Raw genomic sequence first — 24,688 nt, 5'->3', positions numbered from 1 at the left:
AAAACAGATACGAAAATCCCTGGCGCGCCGATTAGCTGCGCCACCACCACGATTTGGTCTGAAAAGGGATGATCTGCTTCATAAGTTTGGAAGCATGCCGGTTTACGCACCAGTACGTCAAGCCCGGCATGCGCGCTCACGCCTTGTCGACGGCCAGACCGACCGCGTCCGCCCCCATCCGCTTCAGCCGGAAACCCAGCCACAAAACCAGCAGCCAAGCCGGCAATACATACACCGATACCGCAATGCCCGGCGTGAACAGCATCACGCCCAGGATCATCAGCATGAAGGCCAGGCACAGCCAATTGGCGAACGGATGCCACAGCGAGGCGAACACCAGCTTGCGGCCGGCCTGGGCGCGGCGAAACTTCAGGTGGGTCAGGCTGATCAGCGCCCAATTGATCACCAGGGCGGTGACCACCAGCGACATCAACAAGGCCAGCGCGCCGCTGGGCAGCAGGTAGTTGAGCACCACGCCGGCGAAAGTCGCCAGCGCCGACAGCAAGGTGGCGTTGACCGGCACCCCGCGCTTGTCCAGCTTGGCCATGCTCTTGGGCGCATTGCCCTGTTGGGCCAGGCTGAACAGCATGCGGCTGGTGGCGTAGACGCCGCCGTTGTACACCGACAAGGCCGCGGTCAACACCACGAAATTAAGCCCGTGCGCGGCGAAGCCGGCGCCGATCTGCTCGAAAATCATCACGAAGGGGCTGCCGCCGGCGGCCACCTTGCTCCACGGGTACAGGGACAACAGCACCAACAGCGAGCCGATGTAGAAAATCAGCACGCGGTAGATCACCTGGTTCACCGCCCTGGGAATGGTTTTCTGCGGGTCTTGGGTCTCCGCCGCCGCCATGCCGATCAGCTCCAAGCCGCCGAAGGAGAACATGATTACCGCCATCGTCATGAACAGGCCGCCTACGCCGTGCGGAAAGAAGCCGCCGTCGCTCCACAGATTGCTCACCGAAGCCTGCGGGCCGCCGTTGCCGGACAAGAGCAGATAGCCGCCGAACACGATCATCGCGATCACCGCGCCCACCTTGATCAGCGCGAACCAGAACTCCGTCTCGCCATAGTATTTGACGCTGCTCAGATTAACGCCGGTAATCGCCACGAAGAAAACCAGCGCGGTAAGCCAGGTGGGCACATCCGGCCACCAATAGCGCACGTACTCGCCGGCGGCGGTCAGTTCGGCCATGCCGGCCAGCACATACAGCGCCCAATAATTCCAGCCGGATAGAAAGGCGGGGAACTTGCCCCAGTAGCGGTCGGCGAAATGGCTGAGCGAGCCGGCCACCGGCTCTTCGGCCAGCATCTCGCCCAATTGGCGCATGATCAGGAAAATAATGAAGCCGGCGACGGCATAGCCGACAATCATCGCCGGTCCGGCCGCTTTCAACACGCTGGCCGAGCCCAGGAACAAGCCGGTACCGATCGCACCGCCCAGCGCGATCAATTGGATATGGCGGTTTTTCAGCTCGCGCTTCAAACCGGTGGAAGTGGGGGTAACGCTCACCTTGGCGCCTCCTGCTGATTAGTGAATGGAACGGTGTTGCTTCATCAATGCAGCAAGGCCCTCACCACTCGCCAATTAGACAAAAAGTCCAATAAAGCCTGTAAGACATTCCCAGCAGATACATCAACTTCAAACAAACCACGATCAGACTAAACAAAATACGACATAAGGTCAAAAGTCTTTTTCAATACATTTAGAATCCATCCAAAGATGACAGCCCTTGTCATGAACAAATAGACATTATGTCCAAAATCGCAACGCCAACTCAGTGTTCCGCTCGCCCCAAAAAGGCAGGGCCGCCCGAATCAGGCGGCCCTGCCAATGCGCCCACTGCGTGAGCGCGGAAGCCCTACTCAGGGTGTCTGACGCGCGGGCTCCCCCGTCGGCGCGCCCTTGGCGCGATAGCCTACCCACAGCAGCCCCAGCCATATCGGCAACACATAGACCGATACCGCGGCGCCCGGAGTCAGCAGCAGGATCAACAGAATCATCGCCATGAAAGCCAGGCAGATCCAGTTGGTCAGCGGGAACCAGAACGATTTGAACACCAGTTGCTCGCCGGCCTCGACCTTGGCGCGGCGGAACTTCAGATGGGTCAGGCTGATCATCGCCCAGTTGGTCACCAGCGCAGCCACCACCAAGGACATCAGGATGCCCAAGGCCTCGCCCGGCAGCACATAGTTGAGGATCACGCAGGCGAAGGTCGCCAACGCCGACACCAGGATCGCCGACACCGGCACGCCGCGCTTGTCCACCTGCATCAAGGCCTTGGGCGCGTTGCCCTGTCTGGCCAGGCCGTACAGCATGCGGCTATTGGCGTAAACGCTGCTGTTGTACACCGACAGCGCAGCGGTCAGCACCACGAAGTTGAGCAGATTGGCGGTGAGGCCAGAGCCGATCTGCTGGAAAATCATCACGAAGGGACTGCCGCCGGACGCGACCTTGCTCCACGGATACAGCGACAGCAGCACCACCAGCGAACCGATGTAGAAGATCAGGATGCGGTAGATCACCTGGTTCACCGCCTTGGGGATGGTGGTGCGCGGGTTATCCGCCTCGGCCGCGGTCAGGCCGATCAACTCCAGCCCGCCGAAGGAGAACATGATCACCGCCATCATCATGAACAAGCCGCTGAAGCCATGCGGGAAGAAACCGCCATCGCTCCACAGATTGCTGAACGAGGCCTGCGGACCGCCGGTGCCGGTCAGCAGCAGATAGCCGCCGAACAGAATCATCGCGATCACCGCCACCACCTTGATCAGCGCGAACCAGAACTCCGCCTCGCCATAAACCTTGACGTTGGCCAGGTTGATGCCGTTGATACAGACGAAGAACACCAGCGCCGATACCCAGGTGGGCACATGCGGCCACCAGTACTGCACATAGGCGCCGACGGCGGTGAGTTCCGCCATGCTGACCAGGATGTACAGCACCCAGTAGTTCCAGCCGGACAGGAAACCGGCGAAATCGCCCCAGTAGCGGTAGGCGAAGTGGCTGAACGAGCCGGCCACCGGCTCCTGCGCCACCATTTCGCCCAGTTGGCGCATGATCATGAAGGCGATCAGGCCGGCGATGGCATAGCCCAGGATCATCGATGGGCCAGCGGCCTTCAGCACGCTGGCGGAGCCCAGGAACAGCCCGGTGCCCACCGCGCCGCCTAGCGCGATCAATTGGATGTGGCGGTTTTTCAAACCGCGCTTCAAACCGGCTTCGGTTGATATCTCAGTCAAGGCAAGCCCCTCAATCATCATTTCCCAGCAACATTAATACCAACAGCATGACAATTCAGGCAAGCCGCGTCGATTCTGTTGCAAACATCGACAAGCAGAACATTAAGCACTCAAGCCGAGCTTGCGTCAAACCAAGCGATTGAAGTTTTATGCCTTATACGCGTCATAAATTGAACACAATGGAATTAAATTCGATTAATTGAACAAAAACTTTGCTCTAATTGCCGAAAATCCCCCAGACTACTGCGAACTTATGCCAAGCCGCCCGTCAGCCCTTCCATCCAGCCAAATCGCATAAAAGCAAGTGAATGCTCCCGCATATATTGATATAAATCAAATTCATACCCGGCATCACTGAGTCGCGAGGCCAGCGGAAACACTAACGATTCGCCACTTTTAGTAACAAATGGAAAACATTTGATTTGCAACTGTCTGCCACTATGAAGTGTCTGAATTTCATCTCACTCATCATGATTACGGCCGCATAGACGGCCCCGTTTTGGAGACGAAGCATGAAACAATCCGTATTGATCGCCAGCGTGCTGGGCGGCGGCATCGCCCTAGGCGGCCTGGGAGTGGCCGGCTTTCAGGCCATCAAGTCCAACCCGCAAACCGCCGCCGCGCCGCAACAGCAAGTCGCCAGCGCGCCGGTCGCCGCTTCCGCTCCCGCGGCTAGCCTGCCCCCGGCCGTGGCTTCCGCGCCAGCGGTGCTTGCCGCAACTGCGCCCGCAGCCGTGGCCGCCACGGACAAACCGGCGGCGAAACCCGCCGAACCCAGCGCGCCGGCCAAGCCGGCCGCTCCGGTCCACGCCACCCACGCCCGCATTCTGGCGGTAACGCCGATCAAGGAAACCGTCAACGCGCCCAAGCAGGTCTGCCACCAGGAGCAAGTGACGCATCAAGCGCCGGTCCAGGATCAGAACCGCATCGCCGGCTCGGTGATAGGCGGCGTGCTCGGCGGCGTGCTCGGCAACCAAGTAGGCGGTGGCAACGGCAAGAAAGCCGCCACCGTGATCGGCGCGCTGGCTGGCGGCCTGGCCGGCAACAAGGTGCAGGAAGGCATGCAGCAACGCGACCAGGTCAGCAGCACCCAGACCATCTGCAATGAGGTGAACGAAAGCAGCGAGAAAGTCGTTGGCTACGACGTCAAGTATTCACTGGACGGCAAGACCGACACCGTGCGCATGAACCACAAGCCCAAGGGCAAGACCTTGCCGGCCAAGAACGGCAAGGTACTGGTTTAAAACCCGCCCACGATCTGTTGCGCATCGGCGATACCGCGTTGAAACGTTCTTCAAGCGACAAACCATCCTGATGCCACCACGCAAAAGCGGACCTCCCGGTCCGCTTTTTTCATGTCCTCAGCGCCAGCGCGCGGCCGCCGCTTCCGCCTCTTCCGGCGGGCCGAACAATACCGTCCAGCGGTCTTTCCAATTGGGCGCGCGCCAGGCCTCGCGCAGCATGTCGCGCCATTCCACCACGCTGACCCATAGCGGATTGAAGCTGTTCACCGGCTTGACCGTGCCGTAGTCGCAGGGATCGTCGGCGCTTTCCTCGACATAGCTGCCGAACAGGCGGTCCCAGATCACCAGCACGCCGGCGTAATTGTGGTCGATATAGCGCGGATTCTTGGCATGATGGCCGCGATGGATGGACGGGGTATTGAACACATATTCCAGCCAGCCCAGCTTGGGGCAGGCCTGGGTATGCACGAAGAACTGGAAGGCCAGGTTCAGCAATACCACGCCGACCACCTGTTCGGGCGGGAAACCCAGCCAGGCCAGCGGCAGCCAGAACACCCACATGCCGGCCAATGGATACATCAGGCTCTGGCGGAAGGCGGTGGTGAAATTCATGCGGGTGGAGCTGTGATGCACGCTGTGCGCAGCCCACAGCCAGCGCACGCGGTGGCTGACGCGATGGAACCAGTAATAGAGGAAATCCTGGCCGATGAACAACAGCAGGAAGCTGAGCCAGGAATCGGCGAACTGAAACAGCCGGTGCTGCTGGTAAATCCACGCATACAAGGGCAGCACCAGCACCCAGGCCAGCTTGTCCGCCCCCTGGTGCAGCAAGCCCAGGCAGGCGCAGCACACCGAGTCGCGCCAGTCGTAAAGGCTGAGCCGGCCCTGGCGACGCAAATACCACAGCTCGCCGGCGACGCAGGCCAGGAATACCGGCGCCAATGCCAGCAGCAGCAGCTGAATATCGAACTTCATCACCGCCTCCCGCTTGGGAATGGTGTTCGCGCTAACGCAAACACTTGATTGGAGTTTGAACTCTATAATTGCTCAAACGCCGCATTCCGGCAAGCGGCTCAGCGGTGCCCCACGCTCTATCCTACTGCTGTTGACGCGCGCGGAACGCGCTCAATGCCGCCTCGCGCTCGCTCCAGCAGCGGTTCACGCTCTTGCGGGCGGACAGTTGCTGCAGATAACTGTCACGCTCGGGGAAGGCCGCGGTGATGTCCTCGCCCAACAGCGCCTGGCTCATCTGCGCCAGCGCCGGCAGGATGCAGGCGGCGCTGATGTCGGCGTGGCTGAAATCCTCGCCACAGGCCCAGGGGCCATAGTCCAGCATCTGGCCGGCGGCGGCCAGGCCGCGCGCCACCTGCTGGCGGGCCGTGTCCACGGCATTGGCTTCCAGCGGGCTGCCGAACAGCCAATGGCGGTACAAGGGCAGCGCCGGCATCAACACGTACAAATCCAATATCGCGCTCAATTGGCGCGCGTGAGCGCGGCCGTTCGGCGTCGGCGGCAGCAGAGAAGCAGTGGGATAGGCGTCTTCCAGCCATTCCAGGATCACCGATGATTCCGCCATCGCGTGGCCGCCGACTTCGACAAAGGGAATCTTGCCCATCGGGCTCTTCGCCAGCAGTTCTTCTTGCTGCGAAGGGGCGGTGAGGATTTCTTGGAAGTTGACGCCCTTTTCCAGCAAGGCGATTTTGACCTTGTTGTAATAAGGGGACAGCGCTGCGCCGTAAAGCTTGATCATCCAGGTCTCCAGGCGGGCCGGAGCCCGCGGTTGCTGATGGTGGGCGGCCGGCCATGCTGCGGTGCAGGGCCGGCCCGGCAGCATTATGCCATTACTTATTCATGGCAACGGCTTTTTGCTGCAGCAACTGCCGGATTTGCGGCAAGGCCGCCTGCGCCGCGCGTTCCCCTTCCAGAATGGCCTGGTGGCGCGCGTCAAACTGGGCGGAGCCGATGTCCTGCACCTGCGGGCGGATCACCACGTCGGCCTGCTTCAGTTCCTGCGCCAGCGCCGGACCGTTCATGATGTTCAGGCTTTGGTCCAGCATGGACAGGAAACCGGTGGCGGCGCCCTTGCGCGGCCGCGCCGAGATGTCGACGGCGATGACGAAGTCGGCGCCCATCTCGCGCGCGGCGCTGACCGGCACCGGGCTGACCAGGCCGCCGTCCACATAGCTCTTGCTGCCTATCTTCACCGGCAGGAACACATTGGGGATGCTGGCCGAGGCGCGCACCGCCTGGCCGGTGTTGCCCAGGCGGAATACCACTTTGCGGCCGCTGTCCAGCTCGGTCGCCACCGCGCCGAACGGGCGCGGCAGCTGCTCTATGCTCTTGTTCGCCACTTGGGCGTTGATCCAGTTCTGCAGCTTCTCGCCCTTGATCACGCCCTTGCTCGACAAGGTCCAGTCGGTGAGGTTGGATTCGTCCAGCTGAATCGCGCGGCTCTGCAGCTGCATGCCGCTGAGGCCGGACGCGTACAGGCTGCCGACCACGCTGCCGGCGCTGGTGCCGGTGATCAGGTCCGGCTTGATGCCGGCCGCTTCCAGCACCTTGATCACGCCGACATGGGCGAAGCCCTTGGCCGCGCCGCCGCCTAGCGCCAGCCCGATCCTGGGTTTTTGCAGCGGCTTGGGCGGCTGTGCCGCCGGCGGAGGGGACAAGGTGGAGCAGGCAGCCAGCAGCGCGGCCATGCTCGCCAGCAGCCAGGGCCGGAGTATGTGTTTGCTAATCATGATTCCATCAGGCTTTCAGACATCGGCGGCAATCAGCGCCGCCCCAACGGACGCGGAATCCAGCATCACATAGTTCAGATGCCGCGCGCCCTCCAATTCGAAATAGCATTCGCCGTGGACGTCCATCTCCAGCCGGCGGTAGAACGCGATCGCGCGCTCATTGCCGTGCCACACCGTCAGCCACAGGCGAGCGGGTTCCGCCAGGGCGAGCGCCCAACGCCGCGCCGCTTCCAGCAAGCGCCGGCCCAGGCCTTCGCCGCTACGGCTTTCCACCAGATAGAGCCGCTCGACTTCCACGGTGGCGAAGTCGCAGCCCTGACAGCGGCTGTCCCGCTTCAACAGCGCGTAGCCGATCAGGAAATCATCCTGTTCCATCACCAGCAGATGATGCACGGGATCGGCGATCAAGGCCTCGAAATTCGCCGGCGTGAATTCGCTCAACACATAGTTGGCCATGTCCCGACGCACGCCGTCGGTGACATAGGTTCTGAGCCACACCTGGATGGACAGGGCGGCGAGACAACTGGCGTCCCCTGGGCGCGCTGCGCGGATTTCCACTCCCATTCAGGGCTCCTGATTGCGCCGTCTATTCGGCGCGCGGCGGTTTCTTGACGAACTCGATCACCTGGCGGCCATCGTCGCTGACCTTGGCCAGCTTCTTGCCGCTGCCCTTCCACGCATGGCCGTACACCACTTCGTAGGTGGCCGGCAGCTTGCCGTCGCGGCGCCGGTCCTCATAAGCCGCCTCCACCCGCTGCCAGGCATGCTTGCCCATCAGGCCGCGGCCGCGGCCGCTGGTGGCGTTGTGCGCGCCTATCGCTTTCAGGTCGGCCATCACATCGCGCGCGCGGCCATAGGTCAGCACGATTTTTTCCATGTCCATCACCGGCTCGGCGAAACCGGCGCGCATCAGCGCATCGCCCAGGTCATGCATGTCGATGAACTGGTTGACGTGAGTGGCGCGGTCGATGCCGGCGAAGGCATCGCGCAGCTCGTGCAGGGTGTCCGGCCCCAGCGTGGAGAACATCAGCATGCCTTCCGGCTTCAGCACGCGGCGGAATTCGGCGAACACCTTGTCCGGCACATTGACCCACTGTATCGCCAGGCTGGACCAGATCATGTCCACGCTGGCATCTGCCAGCGGCAGCCGCTCGATGTCGGCCACTACCTGCCACGGCAGGCTGGGGCGGAACAGCTTCTTCAGCAAGCCGTCGCCGCTTTGCTGCTTGGCGCGCGAGGCCTGCAGCATCGCCCGCGCCAGGTCCAGTTCCAGTACCCGCGCCTCCGGATACTGGCTGCGCAATTGCGCCGCGCCGTAGCCGGTGCCGGCGCCGGCGTCCAGCACCACTTGCGGCTGGAACTTGATGTACTGCAGCCGTTCGGCCATCCGGTCGGAGACTTCGCGCTGCAACACCGCGGCGGAATCGTAGCTGGCCGCGGCCTTCTCGAATGAGGCGCGCACCCGCGCCTTGTCGGTGTAGAACGCTTCTGTCATGCGTGGGCATCCAAATGCTGGGCAAGCGCGGCGAGGAACTCGGCCTCGTGCGACAAGAACGGCGCATGCGACGCTTGCGGGAATTCATAAAGCCGGGCGTCGGCCAGCTCGGCGGCCAGCCAACGGCCGGCGCCGATCGGGGTAATGGCGTCGCGGACGCCGTAGAACAAGCCCACCGGGCAGCGGATGCGGCCAGCCAGCGCGCGCGCATCGGCTTCCAGCAGCAATTCCAGCGCCGGCAGCAGGCCTTGCGGCCGGCCATGGGAGAACAATTCCGCGCGCAAGGCCTTCAAGGTGTCGCGCGCAGACGGCGCGCCCATCATCTGCAAGGCGAGAAAACGCTCCAGCGTTTGCTCGAAGGCGCCGTCCAGGCTGGCGGCCACCGCCTCGATGGATTTGCGCTCCTGCGCGTGCGGCCAACTCTCGTCGCGCACGAAGCGCGGGCTGGTCGCCACCAAGGCCAGGCTCTTTATCTTGTCCGGATGGCGAGCGGCCCAATGCTGGGCGACCAGGCCGCCCAACGACCAGCCCACCACCTGCGCCGGCAGCGGAAAGGCCTGGTCCAGCAGATCGGCCACCGCGTCGGCGTCGAAGGAGGCCAGCGGGGCGGAAGCGCCGTGGCCCGGCAGGTCGACCAGATGCACGCAATGGCTGGCGGCCAAGCGCTCCGCCACGCGGCTGAACACGCCGCCGTGCAAACCCCAGCCGTGCAGCATCACCACGTCCGGGCCCTGGCCCAGCGTTTCAACAAACAGACTCATGGACGATTAAATGAGGGGAAACCGTCATTTTCGCAAGATCGCGATGCGAAAGAAACCTCCAAGGCCGGCATCTTCGTCATGAACCTTGCGCAAACGACACGCCGCCAGGATATCCGCCAGCCTCCGGTTGATATCGGTGGCGATCACGCGCGACAACAGATTGCCGGCGCTGCGCAATAGCGAGGGCCGCTGATCGTCGTGCAGGAACTTGTCGAACACCGCCACCCTGCCGCCGGGCTTGAGCACGCGCTCCACTTCGCGAATGCAGGCCCGCGGGTCCGGCACCACCGCCAGCGCCAGGTGCAGCACCACCGCGTCGAAGCTGGCGTCGGCGAACTCCAGCGCCTGCGCGTCCATCACCCGGGCGTCCACCTCCATGCCCAGCGTAGCGGCATGGGCGCGCAAGCGCGCCAGCATGCCGTCGGAGATATCGATGGCGACCAAGTGGCGACAACGCACCATGAAGTCCAGGTCCAGGCCGGTGCCGGCCGCCACCAGCAGGATGCGTTCCTCCGGCTGGGGATTGAGCAGCGCGATGGAACGGCGCCGCCGCGCGGCGAAAGCCTGCGCCAGCCGGTCGTAAACCGGCGCGTACAGATTGTAGCGCCAGCGGTTGAAAACCTGCGGCCAGCGCCGCCAGCGGCTAGGCTCCATGCTGGAACTCCCGGCGGAAGCGCGCCAGCCGCTCCCAGTCCACGCCCTGGACCGGCGCCGGGGCGGCGAAATAGAAACCCTGCAGCTTGCCGCAGCCCATGTCCTTGAGCATGGCCAGCTGGGCGGCGGTTTCCACGCCCTCGGCCACCACGTCCAGGTCCAGCGCCTTGGCCAGCGCCAGAATCGCGCGCACGATGGCCACCGATTCCTGCTGACGGTCGAGATCGAAGACAAAGGATTGGTCTATCTTCAACACATCGAAACGAAAGCGGTGCAGATAGGACAGCGCGGAATAGCCGGTGCCGAAGTCGTCCAGCGCCAGCCTCACGCCCAATTCATGCAGCGCGTGCATCACCGTGGCCGCGATCTCGGGCTGGTCTATCAGCGCGCTCTCGGTGATTTCCAGATGCAGCATCGCCGGCGGCAGGCCGTAATGGCGGATGCGCTCGCCTATCCAGCCGGCCAGTTCCGGATCGTGGAAATGCGCCGAGGACAGATTGATGTGCAAGGCCACTTCCGGGCCCACCCTGCCTTGGGCGCGCCACAGTCCCATCTGCGCGCAGGCGGCGTTCAGGATGTAGCGGTCCAGCCGGGTGATCAGCCCGCTTTCCTCGGCGATGGGCAGGAACAAGCCGGGCGAGATCAGGCCGCGCAGCGGATGCTGCCAGCGCGCCAGCGCCTCGAAGCCGACCAGTTCACCGCTGTGACCGTCGATGAAAGGCTGGAAATACGGCTGCAACTGCCCTTCCTCTTCCAACGCGCGACGCAGTTCGCTCTCCAGCGCCAGTTGGTCCGCCTGGTTGATGCGCAGCTCGTGATTGAACAGGGTATAGCCCTGCCGCCCCTGCTGCTTGGTGCAGTACATCGCGTGATCGGCGTCGCGCAGCAGGTCGTCGGCCTTGTGGTAGTGCTCGAGATCGGCCAGCACCACGCCGACGCTGGCGGTGGAAAACACCTCGCGCCCGGCCAGAATCACCGGCCGATCGAACTCGTTGACGATGCGTTGCGCGATGCGCTCGCAGTCGCCGCCGCCATCCATGCCGAACATCAGCACCGCGAACTCGTCGCCGCCCAGCCGCGCCAGAAAGTCGTAATGGCGCAGGCAGGTACGGATGCGCGCGCCGGCCTCGAACAAAAGATGGTCGCCGGCCAGGTGACCAAGGGTGTCGTTGACCAGCTTGAAACGGTCCAGATCGATGAACAGCACCGCGAAGCGCTCGCCGCTGCCATGGATATACGCGTCCCAGGCCCGGCGCAGGGTCTTGGAGAAATAGCTGCGGTTGGGCAACTTGGTCAGCGGATCGTGCAGGCTGTCGAACTCCAGCTGGGCGTTGACCGCGTCCAGCTCGCTGGTGCGTTCGCGCACCCGCTGCTCCAGTTCGGCGTAGGCCGCTTGCAGGCTCTCCAAGGCCTTGACCCGGGTCAGCGCCGCGCCGATATGGTTGGCGACGAACTCCAGCACTTCCTGATCGCGGAAGTTATAGCTCACGTCCTCGTCGTAACTCTGCACCGCCAACACACCCAAGAGATCGGTGCCGCAATACAGCGGCACGCCCAGCCAGCTCTTGGGCCGCGGCAAATCGGCGCTGGCTTCCGGTTGGCGGTTCTGTTGCGAATAGGGGTCGATCAGCAAGGGGCGGCCGCTATGCAGCACCTGCTCGATAAAGCCCTTGCCCGGACGGTGCGGCTGTAACGGCGGCGCGTACTCATCTGCGCAATAGGGAAAGCTGATGCGGTCTTCCAATTGATCGTACAAGGCCACCAGGCAGTTGCGCGCCGGCACCATCTCCGCCAGCAAGCGGTGCAGGCCGCCGAGGAAGGCTTCCAGCGACAGACTGGTATTCGACAACTCGGCGATGCTGAACAAGGCGCCCTGGAAACGCTCGGCGCGCTGGCGCTCGGCCACTTCGGCGCGCAGCCTCGCGTTGGCGCCTTCCAGCTCGCTGGTGCGCAGCCAGACCTGGCGCTCCAATTGGCTGCGGTGCAGCACCCGTTCCAACACGAAGCCGACATGGCGGGCGGCGAACAGGAACAGCTGCTGCTCGGCCGAGGTCAATTGCGTCTGATTTTCGTACAGCTGCAGCACCACCGCGCCTATCACATGGCCGCCGGCATTGAGCAAGGGCGCGCCCATCCAGCTGGCCGGCAGCAGCCCTTGCCGGCTCAGTCCCTCCTGCTGACACACTTCCAGCAAACGCTCCCGGCTCAGCACCACCGGCTTGCCGCCGCGTATCAGCCAGGCGGTCAGCGACGGCGCCTGGCCGGCCAGCGGGAAAACGGCATCGCTGGCGGGAGGAGCGGGATCGCGCTGGTCGACATAGAACGGGAAGTGGATGACTTGGGCCTCGTCATCGTACAAGGCGATGTAGAAATTGCTGGCGTCCATCAGCCGCATCATCTGCCGATGCAGGCAGGGCAGCACTTGATCGATGGTGCCGCACTCCTCGGCCAGTTGCGAGATATCGAGCAAGGCGTCGTTGGCCGCGCGCGACGCCGCCTGCTCCGCGCCCAGCCGCGCGCACAGCAAATGGGCGCACAGCAGCGCGGCGGCCTCGTTCAACGCCGGCCCGGCATCGCCGCGCCACACCAGCCAGCCCAGCAATTGCTCGCCGGCGCGCAAAGGCATCGCCTCGCAGCCGGCTTCCAGCCGGCCGCCGCCGGCCAGCGTTTCGGCACTGGGCAGCGCATCGGTGGCGCCGATGGCGGCCAGCAATTGCCAGGCCTCGCCCAGCTGCCGCCACACCGCGGCAATGCGCACCCCGCCCTGCCCTTGCAGCAGAGACAGCGCCATCGCGGCGGCCTGCTCAGGCGTCGCCAGATATTCAGCCATGCTCTTCATGTGATTATCGTAGTATGAGTTAGCTGGAAAATCCGGCCATGCCGGCGCGCCCCTCCCCATGGGCGCGCGGACTCAGGGCGCCGCGTCGCCCCGAATACAGGACAACAAGCGCTGCAAGTGCTCCGGCTCATGCATGGCCGACAAGGACAGGCGCAAACGCGCCGCGCCTTCCGGCACCGTGGGCGGGCGAATCGCCGGCACCCACAGCCCGTGATCGCGCAGGCGGCCGGCCAACGCCAGCGCCTGTTCATCGCTACCTATGATAAGTGGCTGAATCGGCGTCCGGGAAGCCCCCACGGAGTATTCTCCTCCAGATAGTCCGCATCTAATGGTTTCGATCGACGCCCTCAAGCGCGCGCGCCTGTCGTCGGCCGCCTCGATCAAACGCAGGCTGGCCAAGATCGCACAGGCCAACGCTGGCGGCTGGGAGGTGGTGTAGATATAGCTGCGCGCCGAATTGATCAGCCAATCGATCAGCTCGCCGCCGCCGGCGATGAAGGCGCCGGCCACGCCGGCCGCCTTGCCCAGTGTCGCCATATAGATCAGCCGCGGGCTGGATAGGCCGTGCTCGGCCAGCGCGCCGCGCCCCTCGCCCAGCACGCCGAAACCATGCGCGTCATCCACGTACAGCCAGGCATCGTAACGCTCGGCCAAGGCCAGCAGCGCCGCCAGCGGCGCCTCGTCGCCATCCATGCTGTACACCGACTCCACCGCGATCAGCTTGGTTTTGGCGTCGGACTCGGCCAGCAGCCGCTCCAGCTGCGCCAAGTCGTTGTGATGGAAACGCTTGAACTCGGCGCGGCTCAGCCGGCAGGCGTCGTTCAGCGACGCATGGTTCAGACGGTCGGCGAACACCGCGTCGCCGCGGTCCAGCAGGCTGCTGACAATCGCCAGATTGGCCGCGTAGCCGGAGCCGAACAATAATGCCGCCTCTTGGCCGACGAATTCCGCCAGCGCCTCTTCGGCCTCTTGCTGCACGCTGAAATGACCGGCCAGCAAATGGGAAGATCCCCCGCCCACGCCCCAGCGCTCAAGGCCCTGTTGCGCGGCGCGCACCAGCGCGGGATGGTCGGCCAGTCCCAGATAGTCGTTGCTGGCGAAAGAAAGATAGGAACGTCCGTCCACCACCACCTCGACCCCTTGTGGGCTATCGATGACCGCGCGTTGGCGGCGGCGGTGGGTGGCGGAAAGGTCCAACAGGGCGGCAGGCAGGTCTTGAAGGCGCATATCGGCTCAAATATCCCGTGAAAAGGGCTTGGCGGCGGCCGGCAGGCCGAGCGCCGAAGCTACTCCTTATATATACATTTTTTACATCGCCCGCGAATCCGCCGCCCAAACCACTCAAAGCGGCGCCAGATCAAGCTTTTCCAGCAGTTGCCGGTCGGCGTCCACTTCGGGGTTGCCGGTGGTCAACAGCTTGTCGCCGTAGAAGATGGAATTGGCTCCGGCGAGGAAGCACAAAGCCTGGGTGGACTCGTCCATTTCACGGCGACCGGCGGACAAACGCACATAGGTTTTGGGCATCACGATGCGGGCTACGGCGATGGTGCGCACAAACTCGGTCCAGTCCAGCGGCGCGGCGCCTTCCAGCGGCGTGCCCTCTACCTTGACCAACTTGTTGATCGGCACCGATTCCGGCTGCGGCTCTAGATTCGCTAGCTGTGCAATCAGACCCGCGCGATCGTTGCGGGTTTCATTCATGCCAACAATACCACCGCAGCACACCGACAAACCGGCATTGCGTACTTTTCCCAAAGTGTCGAGTCTGTCCTCGTAGTCGCGCGTGGCTATGATATCGGAATATTTGTCCGGTGAGGTATCCAGATTGTGATTGTAATAATCCAGGCCCGCAGCCTTCAGCTGTTCGGCCTGGCCCTCCCTCAGCAAACCGAAGGTGGCGCAGGTTTCCAGACCCAGTGCCTTGACCTCCTTCACCATTTCCAGCGTTTTCTGCAGGTCCGCGTCCTTGGGGCCGCGCCAGGCGGCGCCCATGCAGAAACGGCCGGCGCCATTGGCCTTGGCCGCGCGCGCGGCACTCAATACCTCGTCCACGGTCAGCATCGGCTGATTGGGTACCGGGGTGTCGTGATGCGCCGACTGCGGACAATAACCGCAGTCCTCGGGACAGCCACCGGTCTTGATGGAAATCAGCGTCGACAGCTGCACCTTGGTCGGGTCGAAGAACTGGCGGTGGATCTCGGCGGCGCGAAACACCAGCTCCATGAAGGGCAGCGCCAACAGCGCCTCGATTTCCGCCACAGCCCAGCTGGCGGACTCGCGGTGCGGGGTGGCGGAAGGCTTGAATTCGATAGCGGAAGAATGCATGGTCAATCCTGGCAGTGGTCTCGTCCCGACGGAGGAAGCCCTTGATCGATCAAAGGAATTCCGGATTGCGCCGCCGGGATCGTCGGAATGCCACGCCCGGCCGGGCGTGGAGCGAATCAGCCGCATCTTGCTGGGGAGGGACGGATGCTGTCAAACCTAACGCAGCTCATAATTGACAAGTGCACAATATTTAATCAACCCTGTCTGCTCTGCGGCGACTGGCGCGCTCGGCTTGGTTTTTGCGCCGCTTGCCGCGAACAACTGCCGCGGCTGCCCGTCACCCAATGCGCGCGTTGCGCCGAGCCCCTGGCCGCGGCCGGCCTGTGCGGGCAGTGCCAACGCCGCCCTCCCGCCTTCGACGCGCTGCACGCGCCCTATTTGTTCGACTACCCGATCGCTGCGCTGATCCATGCGTTCAAGTACGGCAAGCAACTGCAAATGGGCGTGGCGCTGGGCAGTCTATTGGCTGATTTCGCCGCCGGCCACGCCCATGAATATCACTTTGTCATTCCCGTTCCATTGGCAAAAGAACGACTTGCCGAACGCGGTTTCAACCAAAGCCATGAGCTGGCGAAAGCAATCACTGTTACAATGGCAAGCCGTTTGAGCGCGGACTTGTGTTGGCGAAAATACAACACTCGGCCGCAAGCCTCGCTCGGGCGCGCCGAACGCCGGAAAAACCTCCGCCATGCTTTCGGCGTAAATTGCCGCTGTGACGGGCTTTCCATCGCCATTGTCGATGACGTCGCCACCAGCGGCGCCACCCTGTCGGCACTGGCCGAAATTTTGAAAAAACAGGGGGCAAAACGGGTCGATGGCTGGGTGCTCGCCAGGGCCTTTTCTCCTAAAACTTGACCAAGATTTTGATTCTTTGGAACAATCCAGCCTGCCAACGATGTTCACTGTAATTCTTTTTCAGCCGGAAATACCGCCCAACACGGGCAATGTGATTCGTTTATGTGCCAACACCGGCTGTGAACTGCATCTGGTCAAGCCCATGGGCTTCCCTTTGGAGGATGCCAAGCTGCGACGCGCGGGACTCGATTATCACGAGTACGCTCGCGTTGTGGTTCATGAGGATTGGGCGGCTTGTCAAGAGACTTTGCGCGGACGGCGGATTTTCGCCGCCACCACCAAGGGCTCCGAGCGCCATGACCGGATTTCCTATCAACCTGGGGACGTTTTTTTGTTCGGTCCCGAATCCCGCGGTCTGCCGCCTGAAGTGCTGGAGTCATTGCCTCCGCAGCAGAGGATTCGTTTGCCGATGCGTCCCGAATCAAGAAGTCTCAATCTTTCGAACGCGGTCGCGGTGACAGTGTTCGAGGCTTGGCGACAGCTCGATTTCGCAGGGGGAAGCTGAAGCGGTTCGCAGATCGGCCCAACAAGGGACTCTGGAAAGCCTAGCCCAAGCGCTTGCAGGCAAGCGTTTAGCGTCATGATGTTCAACGGCGCGCAAGGTTTTGCAGTGGTTCCGACAGCATAAGGGAGATCTATGCAATCAGTACTCCGATGGCTGTGGCTTGTGTTCGTCAGTCTCGTACTCGTGGCCTGTTCCACCGTGAAGACGGCCAGCGCCACCAACCAGTCGGCGTCCTCGTCGACCGGCAACAAGAAAACCGTTGCCAAGAATGGAGCTTATTTCCAGAACGATGGTCCCGCCGACCATATTCCGGTCAACCTGAACTTGGTGCCGGATGCCGTGCCGCAGGAAGAGCCGCTGATCAAGTCAGCCAACCTGCCCTATACGGCGCTGGGCATGAGCTTCCGCCCCGACACGCGCGAAAAGCCCTATCAAGCCACGGGCCGTGCCTCCTGGTACGGCAAGCAGTTCCATGGCCGCAAGACGTCCTCCGGCGAGCGCTACGATATGTTCGCGATGACCGCCGCCCATCCGACGCTGCCGATCCCGAGCTATGCCCGGGTCACCAATTTGAACAACGGCAAATCGGTGGTGGTGCGCGTCAATGATCGCGGCCCCTTCCACCGGAACCGCCTGATGGACCTGTCCTACGCCGCGGCCTACCGCCTGGGCTTCATCAAGCAAGGCAGCGCCAAGATCGCCATCGAGCGCGTATGGCCGGACGCCGGCGGCGAGAACATCGCCAGCACCCGTCCCGTCAGCGCCGCGCTGCGCGCCGAGGACACGCCCAAATTCCTGCAGCTGGGCAGCTTCTCCAAGCTGTCCAACGCCGAAGCCATGGTGCAGAAGATGCTGGGCGAGATGGACGACAAGTACGAGTCCAAACTCGGCATCGTGAACCAGGAAGGCGTCTACAAGGTTCGCCTGGGGCCGTTCCGCTCCAGCGACGCGGTGCGCAACGCCGCCGAGAACCTGCATGTGGAGACCGTGGTCACCAGCCTGTAAGGCTTCCACGCAGTCATAAAGCAAAGGCGAAGGATGATTCCTTCGCCTTTGTCGTTTTCGTCGCCCATAAAAAACCCCGGCAAGCTGCTGCCGGGGGTAAGCCTGATCAATCAGGCCCCGCTCAGGGAGGCAAGCGGGAGGTGTTGGCCACCTGCTAGCTTAGGTCCGCGGCCGCGGCTTAAAGTTCCGGCTCCGCCTCGTCCTCGGCGGCCGGCTGTCCCAAGTGCTGGTCGAACCAGCTGTTCACCACTTGCTCCACTTCCTCCACGCCGCTCTTCTTCAGGCTGGAGAACATCTGCACGCTGACGTCCGGATAATCGTTCAGCTCGCGCTTGACCAGCGCCAGCACCTTGGACTGCTCCTGGCGCGACAGCTTGTCGGCCTTGGACAACAGGATGTGCACCGGCCGCCGGGTCACGCGGAAGAACTCCAGCATCTTGCGGTCCAGCTCTTTCAAGGGATGACGCGCGTCCATGATCAGCAGCAGGCCGATCAGGCTCTGGCGCGATTGCAGATAGCGGCCCAACAGTTCCACCCAGTGCGCGCGCACCGCTTCCGGCACCTCGGCATAGCCATAACCGGGCAAATCGACTAGAAAACATTCGTTGCCCAGCTCAAAAAAGTTAATGTGCTGAGTACGGCCCGGCGTCTTGGAAACCCGCGCCAGGCGGGCATGATTGGCCAGGGTGTTGATGGCGCTGGACTTGCCGGCATTGGAGCGGCCGACGAAAGCGACTTCGGCTCGCGTCGGTGGCAAGTCCTTCATATGATTGACAGTGGTATAAAATCTGGCGTTTTGAAAAGTCGACATAGTAGTAAGGGTGAAATCAGTTGGTATAGAATAGCAGGTTTGAAATTGCCACTTTTACAGATATTTAGGGATAGCCCCTAAAGGAGCGACCATGAAACGTATGATGCTGTTGGCGATGGCGGCTGCAACCCTGGCCGGAAACGCGTTGGCGGCGGCGCCGGTAGCCGCCAAGGCCGACCCGGTGAAGGCCAAACAGATCGTCGAAACGGTTTGCGCGGCTTGCCACGGCACCGACGGCAACAGCGTAGCCGCGGCCAATCCCTCGCTGGCGGGTCAGAACGCGCATTATCTGTACACCCAGTTGAAGGCGTTCAAGGAAGGCGTACGCAAGAACCCGACCATGCTGGGCATGGCTTCCACGCTGTCCGAGGACGATATGCGCAATGTCGCCGCCTACTACAGCGAGCAGAAGCCCAAAGATCGCGAAGCGTCCGACAAGACCCAAATGCCGCTGGGCGCCAAGATCTACCGCATCGGCAACAACGGCACCCACGTGCCGGCCTGTATGTCCTGCCACGGCCCCTCCGGCAAAGGCCTGCCCGACCAATACCCGCGCCTGGGCAGCCAACACGCCGGCTACATCGTCAAGCAGCTGAACGACTTCAAAGCCGGCGCCGATCGCAAGAACGGCCCGATGCAGGATATCGCCAGCCGCATGAGCGACGCAGAAATGAAGGCCGTGGCCGAATACATTTCCGGCCTGCGCTGAGCGCCAATGCCGCCCGGCCGCGCCGCCTTCGCGGCCGGCCGGACATGACGGCCCGCAAGGGCCGCGCCGTGTTGGGAACTCCGCGCCGCTTGCGCCAGACGGCGCCATCCGCACTTCGAGACGCGCCGGCAACTTTGTCCGGCACCCCGGCTCAAAAGGGAAGACCCGTTCACGGGCTTTCCTTTTTGCACTTTACGCCATGATGAAAAAAACTAGCCGCAACGGCCTGGCGCATGCCTGGTATGAATTGCTCAGCTCGATGCGCTTCGCCATCGGCCTGCTGACGATACTGGCCATCGCCTCGATAATCGGGACCGTGCTCAAGCAGAACGAGCCTTATCCCAACTATGCCTTCGAGTTCGGTCAATTCTGGTTCCAGGCCTTCGAATGGCTGGGCTTATACGACGTCTACCACTCCGCGTGGTTCCTCACCATCCTCGCCTTCCTGGTGACTTCCACCAGCTTGTGCATCCTGCGCAACGGTCCCGGCTTCATCAAGGACATGCGCGCCTTCCGCGAAAAGGCCTCCGACAACTCGCTGGCGGCGATGAAGCACAGCGCCAGCTTTCCTGCCGCCGGCTTCGACGCCGACGCCGCGCGCGCCTATCTGCAGGCGCAGGGCTTCCGCGTCAAGGAACAGGCGCGCGACGACGGCCTGATACTGGCGGCCAAGAGGGGCGCGGCCGGCAAGCTCGGCTACTTCTTCGCCCACATCGCGCTGGTGGTGATCTGCATCGGCGGTCTGCTGGACGGCAACCTGCCGCTGAAAATCGCGGAGCTGGTGGGCAGCGTGGTGCCGGAGACCCGCGACATCCCGCAAAGCCAGATTCCGGCCGCCAGCCGGCTGGACGCCAGCAATCTGTCCTTCCGCGGCAATGTCACCATCGCCGAGAACAAGAGCGCCGACGTCACCTTCCTCAACGCCGGCAACGGCTACCTGGTGCAGGAACTGCCCTTCATCATCACGCTGAAGAAGTTCCATGTCGATTACTACAGCAACGGCATGCCCAAGCTGTTCGCCAGCGACATCGTGGTCACCGACAAGGCCAGCGGCAAAAGCACCGAGGCCACGGTCAAGGTCAACCACCCGCTGATCGTGGATGGCGTCGCCATCTACCAGTCCAGCTTCGGCGATGGCGCCTCCCCGCTCACCTTCAAGGCCTGGAACCTGGCCGCGCCGCAATCGCGCCCGGTGGAGGTCAAGGCGGTGTCCATGTCCAGCCAGCCGCTGAAGGCCAATGGCAAGGATTACACGCTGGAGCTGGGCGAATTGCGCGTGTTCAATATCGAGAACACCGGCAAGCCTCAGGACGGCGCGCCGCGCACCCTGTCGCAGCGCATGCAGGACGCGCGCGAGGTCAAACAGGACAAGCAGTTGAAAAACCAGGGCCCATCGATCAGCTTCAAGCTGCGCGACGCCCAGGGCCAGGCGGTGGAATACCTGCACTATATGGCGCCCATCCAGCAGGACGGCGCCAGCTACCTGATGGCCGGCGTGCGCAAGACCGTGGCAGAACCGCTGCAGTACGTGCGCATCCCGCTGGACGACGAGATGAGCGTGGAACGCTTCATGCGCTTGCGCGCCGCGCTGCTGGATCCGGCGCGCTATGATGAAATCGCCCGCCGCGCCGCGCAAAAGGCGCTGAAGGGCGACGCCATCAGCCCGGCGATGCAGCAGCAGTTCACCGACAGCGTCAAATGGGTGCTGGCGCGCTTTGGCGACAGCGGCTTCATCGGCCTGGAGAAATTCCTGGACGATAGGGTGCCGCAGGATAAACGCCAGGCGGTGGCGCAGACTTACATCAAGATCCTGCAAGGCGCGGTAGTCGATGTGATGGCGGTGGCCGATGAAAAAGCCGGCCAGAAACCGATGCCGCTGGACAGCGGCCATTACCGCTTCCTGCTGGACAGCCTGGTGGCGGTCAGCGCGCTGCATGATTACGGCACGCCGGTGTTCCTGCAGCTGGACGGCTTCGAGCAAGTACAGGCCTCCGGCCTGCAACTGACCCGTTCGCCGGGCAAAACCCTGGTCTACCTGGGTTCGCTGCTGCTGGTATTCGGCATCATCCTGATGTTCTACGTGCGCGAACTGCGCCTGTGGGTGCGCGTCAACAGTACCGAAGTACGGGTGGCGATGACGTCGAACCGGCATAATCGCGACCTGGACGGCGACTTTGCGCGCCATACTCAACTCATCAAACAGCTGGTACGAGGTGCATGATGGAACTGGCCCACGCTTCTTTCTCGCAGCAGCCGCTTTTGAAACGGCTGAACCTGGCCGACTGGCTGTACGCGCTGCTGGTGCTGGCCGCCGCCGGCTACAGCTATGCGCTGTACAACCATTACATGGACGTCTACGAGCAGGCCATCCTGGCTGGCTCGGCGCTGGGCCTGATCGGACTCGGCTGGTTCTGGAAACCCTGGCGCTGGTTCTTCCCGCTGGCCGGCTGTATCTCGCTGCTGGCGATACAGGTCTACCAGCATGAGCTGGCGCGCGGCCAAACCGCCTTCCTGCTCAAATACATGCTGTCCAGCCAGTCCTCCATCATGTGGATGTGCACGCTGTTCTTCCTGGCCGCCTTCGCTTACTGGTGCGGGCTGCTGACCCGTTCCGACACGCTGAACCGCATGGGCAGCGGCCTGACCTGGGCCGCGGCGGTGATGGGGCTGGCCGGCTTGTTCACCCGCTGGTACGAAAGCTATCTGATCAGCCCGGACATCGGCCACATCCCGGTATCCAATCTGTACGAAGTCTTCGTGCTGTTCACGCTGATCACCGCGCTGATGTATCTGTACTACGAAGCCAAGTACGCGGCGCGCCAGATGGGCGGCTTCGTGCTGCTGGTGATCTGCGCCTCGGTCGGCTTCATCCTGTGGTATACCTTCGACCGCCAGGCCCATGAAATCCAGCCGCTGATCCCCGCGCTGCAATCCTGGTGGATGAAGATACACGTGCCGGCCAACTTCGTCGGCTACGGTGCCTTCGCCATCGCCGCCATGCTCGGCGTCGCCGAACTGCTGGCGCTGAAGGGCTGGCTGCGGGACAAGTTGCCGCCGGCCGAAGTGCTGGACGAGGTGATGTACAAGGCCATCGCCGTCGGCTTCCTGTTCTTCACCATCGCCACCATCCTGGGCGCGATGTGGGCCGCCGACGCCTGGGGCGGCTACTGGAGCTGGGACCCGAAGGAAACCTGGGCCTTGATCGTGTGGCTGAACTACGCCGCCTGGCTGCACATCCGCCTGGTCAAGGGCTGGCGCGGCGCGCCGCTGGCGTGGTGGGCGGTGGGGGGCTTGCTGGTCACCAGCTTCGCCTTCCTCGGCGTCAATATGTTCCTGGCCGGCCTGCACTCCTACGGCGGCCTGTGAGCCGAGTGGACGAACCCCGCCGCGGCGGGGTTTTTTCATGAGTTCCGCGCATCGGACAAGGGAATTTTGTTAATCCCACTCCGACTGTGCTATTTTTACCCCGTTTTTATTTATAAGGAATTTGCGCTTTCATCATGGACGTTTCGTGGCTGTCTGATCCTTCTGCCTGGCTGGGCCTCCTCACGCTGATCATCCTGGAGGTGGTGCTAGGCGTTGACAACCTGATCTTCGTCGCCATCCTGGCGGAAAAACTCCCCCCGCACCAACGCGACCGCGCGCGCATCACCGGCTTGTCGCTGGCCCTGATCATGCGCCTGATCCTGCTGGCCAGCATTTCCTGGCTGGTCACGCTGACCGCGCCACTGTTCCACGTGTTCAGCCAGCCCTTCTCCGGGCGCGATCTCATCATGCTGGGCGGTGGCGTGTTCCTGCTGTTCAAGGCCACCACGGAATTGCACGAACGCCTGGAAGGCGTGGATGAAGTCAAAAGCAACGGCCAGAAAGCCTATGCCGCCTTCGGCACCGTCGTCGCCCAGATCCTGGTGCTGGACGCGGTGTTCTCCATCGACTCGGTGGTCACCGCCATCGGCATGGCCGAACACCTGCCGGTGATGATGCTCGCCGTCATCATCGCCATGATGATGATGATTGCCGCCAGCAAACCGCTGACCGCCTTCGTCAACGCCCACCCCACCGTGGTGATGCTGTGCCTGGGCTTCCTGCTGATGATTGGTTTCAGCCTGGTGGCCGAAGGCTTCGGCTTCCATATTCCCAAGGGCTATCTGTACGCGGCCATCGGCTTCTCAGTGCTGATCGAAGCCTTCAACCAGGTGTCGCAGGCCAACCGCATCCGTTATCTGAACCGCAGCCAGTCGCTGCGCGAACGCACCGCCAACGCGGTGCTCAGTTTGATGGGCAGCAAGCTGACCAGCCCCAGCGCCGACGAAGGCAAGGTGGAAGACAGCAAGGATGCCGAAGCCCAGGAAGCCTTCGCCCAGAACGAGCGCGCGATGATACACAGCGTGCTGACGCTGGCGGAGCGGCCTATCCGCGTGATCGCCACCCCGCGCGCCGACGTGCACCGCCTGGACCTGAGCCAGGGCCAGGACGCGCAGCGCAAGGTGCTGCGCGACAGCCCCTACTCGCGGTTGGTGGTGATCAAGGATGGCAGCATAGACGAGCCGCTGGGCATCGTCGCGCGCAAGGATCTGCTGACCCAGCTGCTGGACGGCGGTGAAATGAATATCGACGCCGCGCTGCGCCAGCCGCTGGTGCTGCCGGAAACCGTCACCGTGCTCAAGGCGCTGGAAAGCTTCCGCCAGCATTCGGCGGACATGGCCTTCGTGGTCAACGAGTTCGGCAGCCTGGAAGGCATCGTCACCCAGAAGGACCTGATGGAAGCGATTGCCGGCGAGTTCCCGGAAGAGCACGAGCGCCACGAGCGGCCGGCCATCATGCCACTGGCTGACGGCAGCTACGACGTGGAAGGCAGCCTGGAGCTAGTGACGCTGGAGCAGCACATCGTGCTGGGCGATTTCGAGGATGAAGACTTCCACACCGTGGCCGGCCTGTTGATGGACTGCCTGGAACGCATTCCGCGCGAGGGCGATGAAATCACCGTCGGCGAATGGAAGCTGCGCGTCACCTTGCAAAAAGGCAACCGTACCGAGCGGGTGCTGATCAGCCCGCTGGCCAATCTGGATGCCAGCATCTAAGTCCACCGCTTCCACGCAGACACAGGGCCGGGGCACTCCCCGGCCCTGGTTTTTATATGTGCTGCGCTGCCGCGACGGCGCGCTCTACACCGGCGTCACCACCGATGTGGCGCGCCGCTACGCCCAGCATGCCGCCGGCAAGGGCGCGCGCTACACCCGGCTCAATCCGCCACAAGCGCTGGCCCTAGTGCTGGTCTGCGCCGGCCGCTCCGAGGCGCTGAAGGCCGAACACGCGTTCAAGCGCCTGGACCGCGCCGCCAAGCTGGCCTTTCTGCTGCGACACGCTCCCGCGGACGGGGATTTCTCAGTTTTCATGTCGCCACCGGCCTGCGGCAACACAGATTAACCAGCCTTAACAAACACTTGCGGCATTCTCTCCTAGGCTCACATCTGGCAGTCATTGCCATCCAAGGAGATCAA

The 24,688-nt window shown here is 63.0% G+C and carries 22 protein-coding genes; 9 read left to right on the top strand and 13 right to left on the bottom strand.

Annotated elements, in window-relative coordinates; genetic code table 11:
* Positions 1–136: 136 nt before the first annotated feature.
* Positions 137–1,513: an amino acid permease gene (locus LQT98_RS06640; protein WP_231461601.1), complete on the bottom strand. Its 1,377-nt coding sequence runs from the start codon at positions 1,511–1,513 to the stop codon at positions 137–139.
* A 353-nt stretch (positions 1,514–1,866) separates the two neighbouring features.
* A complete protein-coding gene (locus LQT98_RS06635; RefSeq protein ID WP_231461600.1) occupies positions 1,867–3,243 on the bottom strand; it encodes an amino acid permease in 1,377 nt (458 codons plus the stop codon).
* A 512-nt stretch (positions 3,244–3,755) separates the two neighbouring features.
* Between LQT98_RS06635 and LQT98_RS06630 the strand changes: the two genes are divergently transcribed.
* Positions 3,756–4,487 (top strand): glycine zipper 2TM domain-containing protein, encoded by a 732-nt coding sequence (locus LQT98_RS06630; protein ID WP_231461599.1) that lies wholly within the window; start codon positions 3,756–3,758, stop codon positions 4,485–4,487.
* Positions 4,488–4,604: 117 nt separating this feature from the next.
* On the opposite strand, the gene LQT98_RS06625 is transcribed toward LQT98_RS06630, so the two are convergent.
* The 10 genes from LQT98_RS06625 to bioB form a co-directional block, all read right to left on the bottom strand.
* A complete protein-coding gene (locus tag LQT98_RS06625; protein WP_048408374.1) occupies positions 4,605–5,462 on the bottom strand; it encodes a sterol desaturase family protein in 858 nt (285 codons plus the stop codon).
* A 121-nt stretch (positions 5,463–5,583) separates the two neighbouring features.
* Positions 5,584–6,237: a glutathione S-transferase family protein gene (locus LQT98_RS06620; protein ID WP_048408441.1), complete on the bottom strand. Its 654-nt coding sequence runs from the start codon at positions 6,235–6,237 to the stop codon at positions 5,584–5,586.
* Between the two features lie 91 nt (positions 6,238–6,328).
* On the bottom strand, positions 6,329–7,228 hold the full coding sequence (locus tag LQT98_RS06615; protein WP_231461598.1) for a patatin-like phospholipase family protein: 900 nt from the start codon (positions 7,226–7,228) through the stop codon (positions 6,329–6,331).
* A gap of 15 nt (positions 7,229–7,243) precedes the next feature.
* Entirely contained in the window at positions 7,244–7,792 is a 549-nt protein-coding gene (locus LQT98_RS06610; protein ID WP_231461597.1) for a GNAT family N-acetyltransferase, read from the bottom strand.
* A gap of 22 nt (positions 7,793–7,814) precedes the next feature.
* Positions 7,815–8,723, bottom strand: coding sequence for a malonyl-ACP O-methyltransferase BioC (gene bioC, locus LQT98_RS06605; protein WP_048408377.1), 909 nt, complete (start codon positions 8,721–8,723; stop codon positions 7,815–7,817).
* Positions 8,720–9,484, bottom strand: a complete 765-nt coding sequence (bioH, locus tag LQT98_RS06600; protein WP_231461596.1) for a pimeloyl-ACP methyl ester esterase BioH — start codon at positions 9,482–9,484, stop codon at positions 8,720–8,722. The genes bioC and bioH overlap by 4 nt, the downstream gene beginning before the upstream one ends.
* Before the next feature lie 24 nt (positions 9,485–9,508).
* On the bottom strand, positions 9,509–10,138 hold the full coding sequence (locus LQT98_RS06595) for a class I SAM-dependent methyltransferase (RefSeq protein ID WP_048408379.1): 630 nt from the start codon (positions 10,136–10,138) through the stop codon (positions 9,509–9,511).
* On the bottom strand, positions 10,128–12,977 hold the full coding sequence (locus tag LQT98_RS06590; protein WP_231461595.1) for a bifunctional diguanylate cyclase/phosphodiesterase: 2,850 nt from the start codon (positions 12,975–12,977) through the stop codon (positions 10,128–10,130). Before LQT98_RS06590 ends, LQT98_RS06595 begins: the two co-directional genes overlap by 11 nt.
* A gap of 72 nt (positions 12,978–13,049) precedes the next feature.
* Positions 13,050–14,204 (bottom strand): 8-amino-7-oxononanoate synthase, encoded by a 1,155-nt coding sequence (bioF, locus tag LQT98_RS06585; RefSeq protein ID WP_231461594.1) that lies wholly within the window; start codon positions 14,202–14,204, stop codon positions 13,050–13,052.
* A gap of 114 nt (positions 14,205–14,318) precedes the next feature.
* Positions 14,319–15,302: a biotin synthase BioB gene (gene bioB / locus LQT98_RS06580; protein ID WP_048408382.1), complete on the bottom strand. Its 984-nt coding sequence runs from the start codon at positions 15,300–15,302 to the stop codon at positions 14,319–14,321.
* A gap of 144 nt (positions 15,303–15,446) precedes the next feature.
* On the opposite strand from bioB, the gene LQT98_RS06575 reads away from it, so the two are divergent.
* The 3 genes from LQT98_RS06575 to LQT98_RS06565 all read left to right on the top strand — a co-directional run bounded on the left by LQT98_RS06575 (position 15,447) and on the right by LQT98_RS06565 (position 17,667).
* On the top strand, positions 15,447–16,157 hold the full coding sequence (locus LQT98_RS06575; protein ID WP_231461593.1) for a ComF family protein: 711 nt from the start codon (positions 15,447–15,449) through the stop codon (positions 16,155–16,157).
* A 40-nt stretch (positions 16,158–16,197) separates the two neighbouring features.
* Positions 16,198–16,662 (top strand): tRNA (cytidine(34)-2'-O)-methyltransferase, encoded by a 465-nt coding sequence (locus LQT98_RS06570; protein WP_081555202.1) that lies wholly within the window; start codon positions 16,198–16,200, stop codon positions 16,660–16,662.
* Positions 16,663–16,794: 132 nt separating this feature from the next.
* Positions 16,795–17,667 carry a septal ring lytic transglycosylase RlpA family protein gene (locus tag LQT98_RS06565; protein WP_048408385.1) on the top strand — a complete coding sequence of 291 codons (873 nt, stop codon included), beginning with the start codon at positions 16,795–16,797 and terminating at the stop codon, positions 17,665–17,667.
* A gap of 178 nt (positions 17,668–17,845) precedes the next feature.
* On the opposite strand, the gene yihA is transcribed toward LQT98_RS06565, so the two are convergent.
* Positions 17,846–18,478: a ribosome biogenesis GTP-binding protein YihA/YsxC gene (gene yihA, locus LQT98_RS06560; RefSeq protein ID WP_231461592.1), complete on the bottom strand. Its 633-nt coding sequence runs from the start codon at positions 18,476–18,478 to the stop codon at positions 17,846–17,848.
* Between the two features lie 91 nt (positions 18,479–18,569).
* Here yihA and LQT98_RS06555 point away from each other — a divergent pair, with 91 nt between their 5' ends.
* The 5 genes from LQT98_RS06555 (at position 18,570) to LQT98_RS06535 (ending at position 24,614) form a co-directional block, all read left to right on the top strand.
* Complete coding sequence (locus tag LQT98_RS06555; RefSeq protein WP_048408387.1) at positions 18,570–19,187, top strand: c-type cytochrome; 618 nt, start codon at positions 18,570–18,572, stop codon at positions 19,185–19,187.
* Positions 19,188–19,386: 199 nt separating this feature from the next.
* Positions 19,387–21,408: a cytochrome c biogenesis protein ResB gene (locus LQT98_RS06550; RefSeq protein WP_231461591.1), complete on the top strand. Its 2,022-nt coding sequence runs from the start codon at positions 19,387–19,389 to the stop codon at positions 21,406–21,408.
* The gene (ccsB, locus tag LQT98_RS06545; RefSeq protein WP_231461623.1) at positions 21,408–22,553 is read left to right on the top strand and encodes a c-type cytochrome biogenesis protein CcsB; all 1,146 of its coding nucleotides are present in this window, start codon (positions 21,408–21,410) and stop codon (positions 22,551–22,553) included. The genes LQT98_RS06550 and ccsB overlap by 1 nt, the downstream gene beginning before the upstream one ends.
* A 134-nt stretch (positions 22,554–22,687) precedes the next feature.
* Positions 22,688–24,268, top strand: coding sequence for a TerC family protein (locus LQT98_RS06540; RefSeq protein ID WP_231461590.1), 1,581 nt, complete (start codon positions 22,688–22,690; stop codon positions 24,266–24,268).
* Positions 24,255–24,614, top strand: coding sequence for a GIY-YIG nuclease family protein (locus LQT98_RS06535; RefSeq protein ID WP_231461589.1), 360 nt, complete (start codon positions 24,255–24,257; stop codon positions 24,612–24,614). Before LQT98_RS06540 ends, LQT98_RS06535 begins: the two co-directional genes overlap by 14 nt.
* The last annotated feature ends 74 nt before the right edge of the window (positions 24,615–24,688 follow it).

The sequence above is a fragment of the Chromobacterium aquaticum genome, from assembly GCF_021129195.1.
GTDB lineage: Bacteria > Pseudomonadota > Gammaproteobacteria > Burkholderiales > Chromobacteriaceae > Chromobacterium > Chromobacterium aquaticum.
Note: the sequence above shows the minus strand (reverse complement) of the source record. Positions and strands in the feature narration are given on the sequence as shown.

Bases quoted from the DNA above. Each gene is read 5' to 3' on its own strand.
- LQT98_RS06630 (WP_231461599.1), top strand. From the start codon at position 3,756: ATGAAACAATCCGTATTGATCGCCAGCGTGCTGGGCGGCGGCATCGCC.
- LQT98_RS06625 (WP_048408374.1), bottom strand. From the start codon at position 5,462: ATGAAGTTCGATATTCAGCTGCTGCTGCTGGCATTGGCGCCGGTATTC.
- LQT98_RS06620 (WP_048408441.1), bottom strand. From the start codon at position 6,237: ATGATCAAGCTTTACGGCGCAGCGCTGTCCCCTTATTACAACAAGGTC.
- LQT98_RS06615 (WP_231461598.1), bottom strand. From the start codon at position 7,228: ATGATTAGCAAACACATACTCCGGCCCTGGCTGCTGGCGAGCATGGCC.
- LQT98_RS06610 (WP_231461597.1), bottom strand. From the start codon at position 7,792: ATGGGAGTGGAAATCCGCGCAGCGCGCCCAGGGGACGCCAGTTGTCTC.
- bioC (WP_048408377.1), bottom strand. From the start codon at position 8,723: ATGACAGAAGCGTTCTACACCGACAAGGCGCGGGTGCGCGCCTCATTC.
- bioH (WP_231461596.1), bottom strand. From the start codon at position 9,484: ATGAGTCTGTTTGTTGAAACGCTGGGCCAGGGCCCGGACGTGGTGATG.
- LQT98_RS06595 (WP_048408379.1), bottom strand. From the start codon at position 10,138: ATGGAGCCTAGCCGCTGGCGGCGCTGGCCGCAGGTTTTCAACCGCTGG.
- LQT98_RS06590 (WP_231461595.1), bottom strand. From the start codon at position 12,977: ATGAAGAGCATGGCTGAATATCTGGCGACGCCTGAGCAGGCCGCCGCG.
- bioF (WP_231461594.1), bottom strand. From the start codon at position 14,204: ATGCGCCTTCAAGACCTGCCTGCCGCCCTGTTGGACCTTTCCGCCACC.
- bioB (WP_048408382.1), bottom strand. From the start codon at position 15,302: ATGCATTCTTCCGCTATCGAATTCAAGCCTTCCGCCACCCCGCACCGC.
- LQT98_RS06575 (WP_231461593.1), top strand. From the start codon at position 15,447: ATGCTGTCAAACCTAACGCAGCTCATAATTGACAAGTGCACAATATTT.
- LQT98_RS06570 (WP_081555202.1), top strand. From the start codon at position 16,198: ATGTTCACTGTAATTCTTTTTCAGCCGGAAATACCGCCCAACACGGGC.
- LQT98_RS06565 (WP_048408385.1), top strand. From the start codon at position 16,795: ATGCAATCAGTACTCCGATGGCTGTGGCTTGTGTTCGTCAGTCTCGTA.
- yihA (WP_231461592.1), bottom strand. From the start codon at position 18,478: ATGTCGACTTTTCAAAACGCCAGATTTTATACCACTGTCAATCATATG.
- LQT98_RS06555 (WP_048408387.1), top strand. From the start codon at position 18,570: ATGAAACGTATGATGCTGTTGGCGATGGCGGCTGCAACCCTGGCCGGA.
- LQT98_RS06550 (WP_231461591.1), top strand. From the start codon at position 19,387: ATGATGAAAAAAACTAGCCGCAACGGCCTGGCGCATGCCTGGTATGAA.
- ccsB (WP_231461623.1), top strand. From the start codon at position 21,408: ATGGAACTGGCCCACGCTTCTTTCTCGCAGCAGCCGCTTTTGAAACGG.
- LQT98_RS06540 (WP_231461590.1), top strand. From the start codon at position 22,688: ATGGACGTTTCGTGGCTGTCTGATCCTTCTGCCTGGCTGGGCCTCCTC.
- LQT98_RS06535 (WP_231461589.1), top strand. From the start codon at position 24,255: ATGCCAGCATCTAAGTCCACCGCTTCCACGCAGACACAGGGCCGGGGC.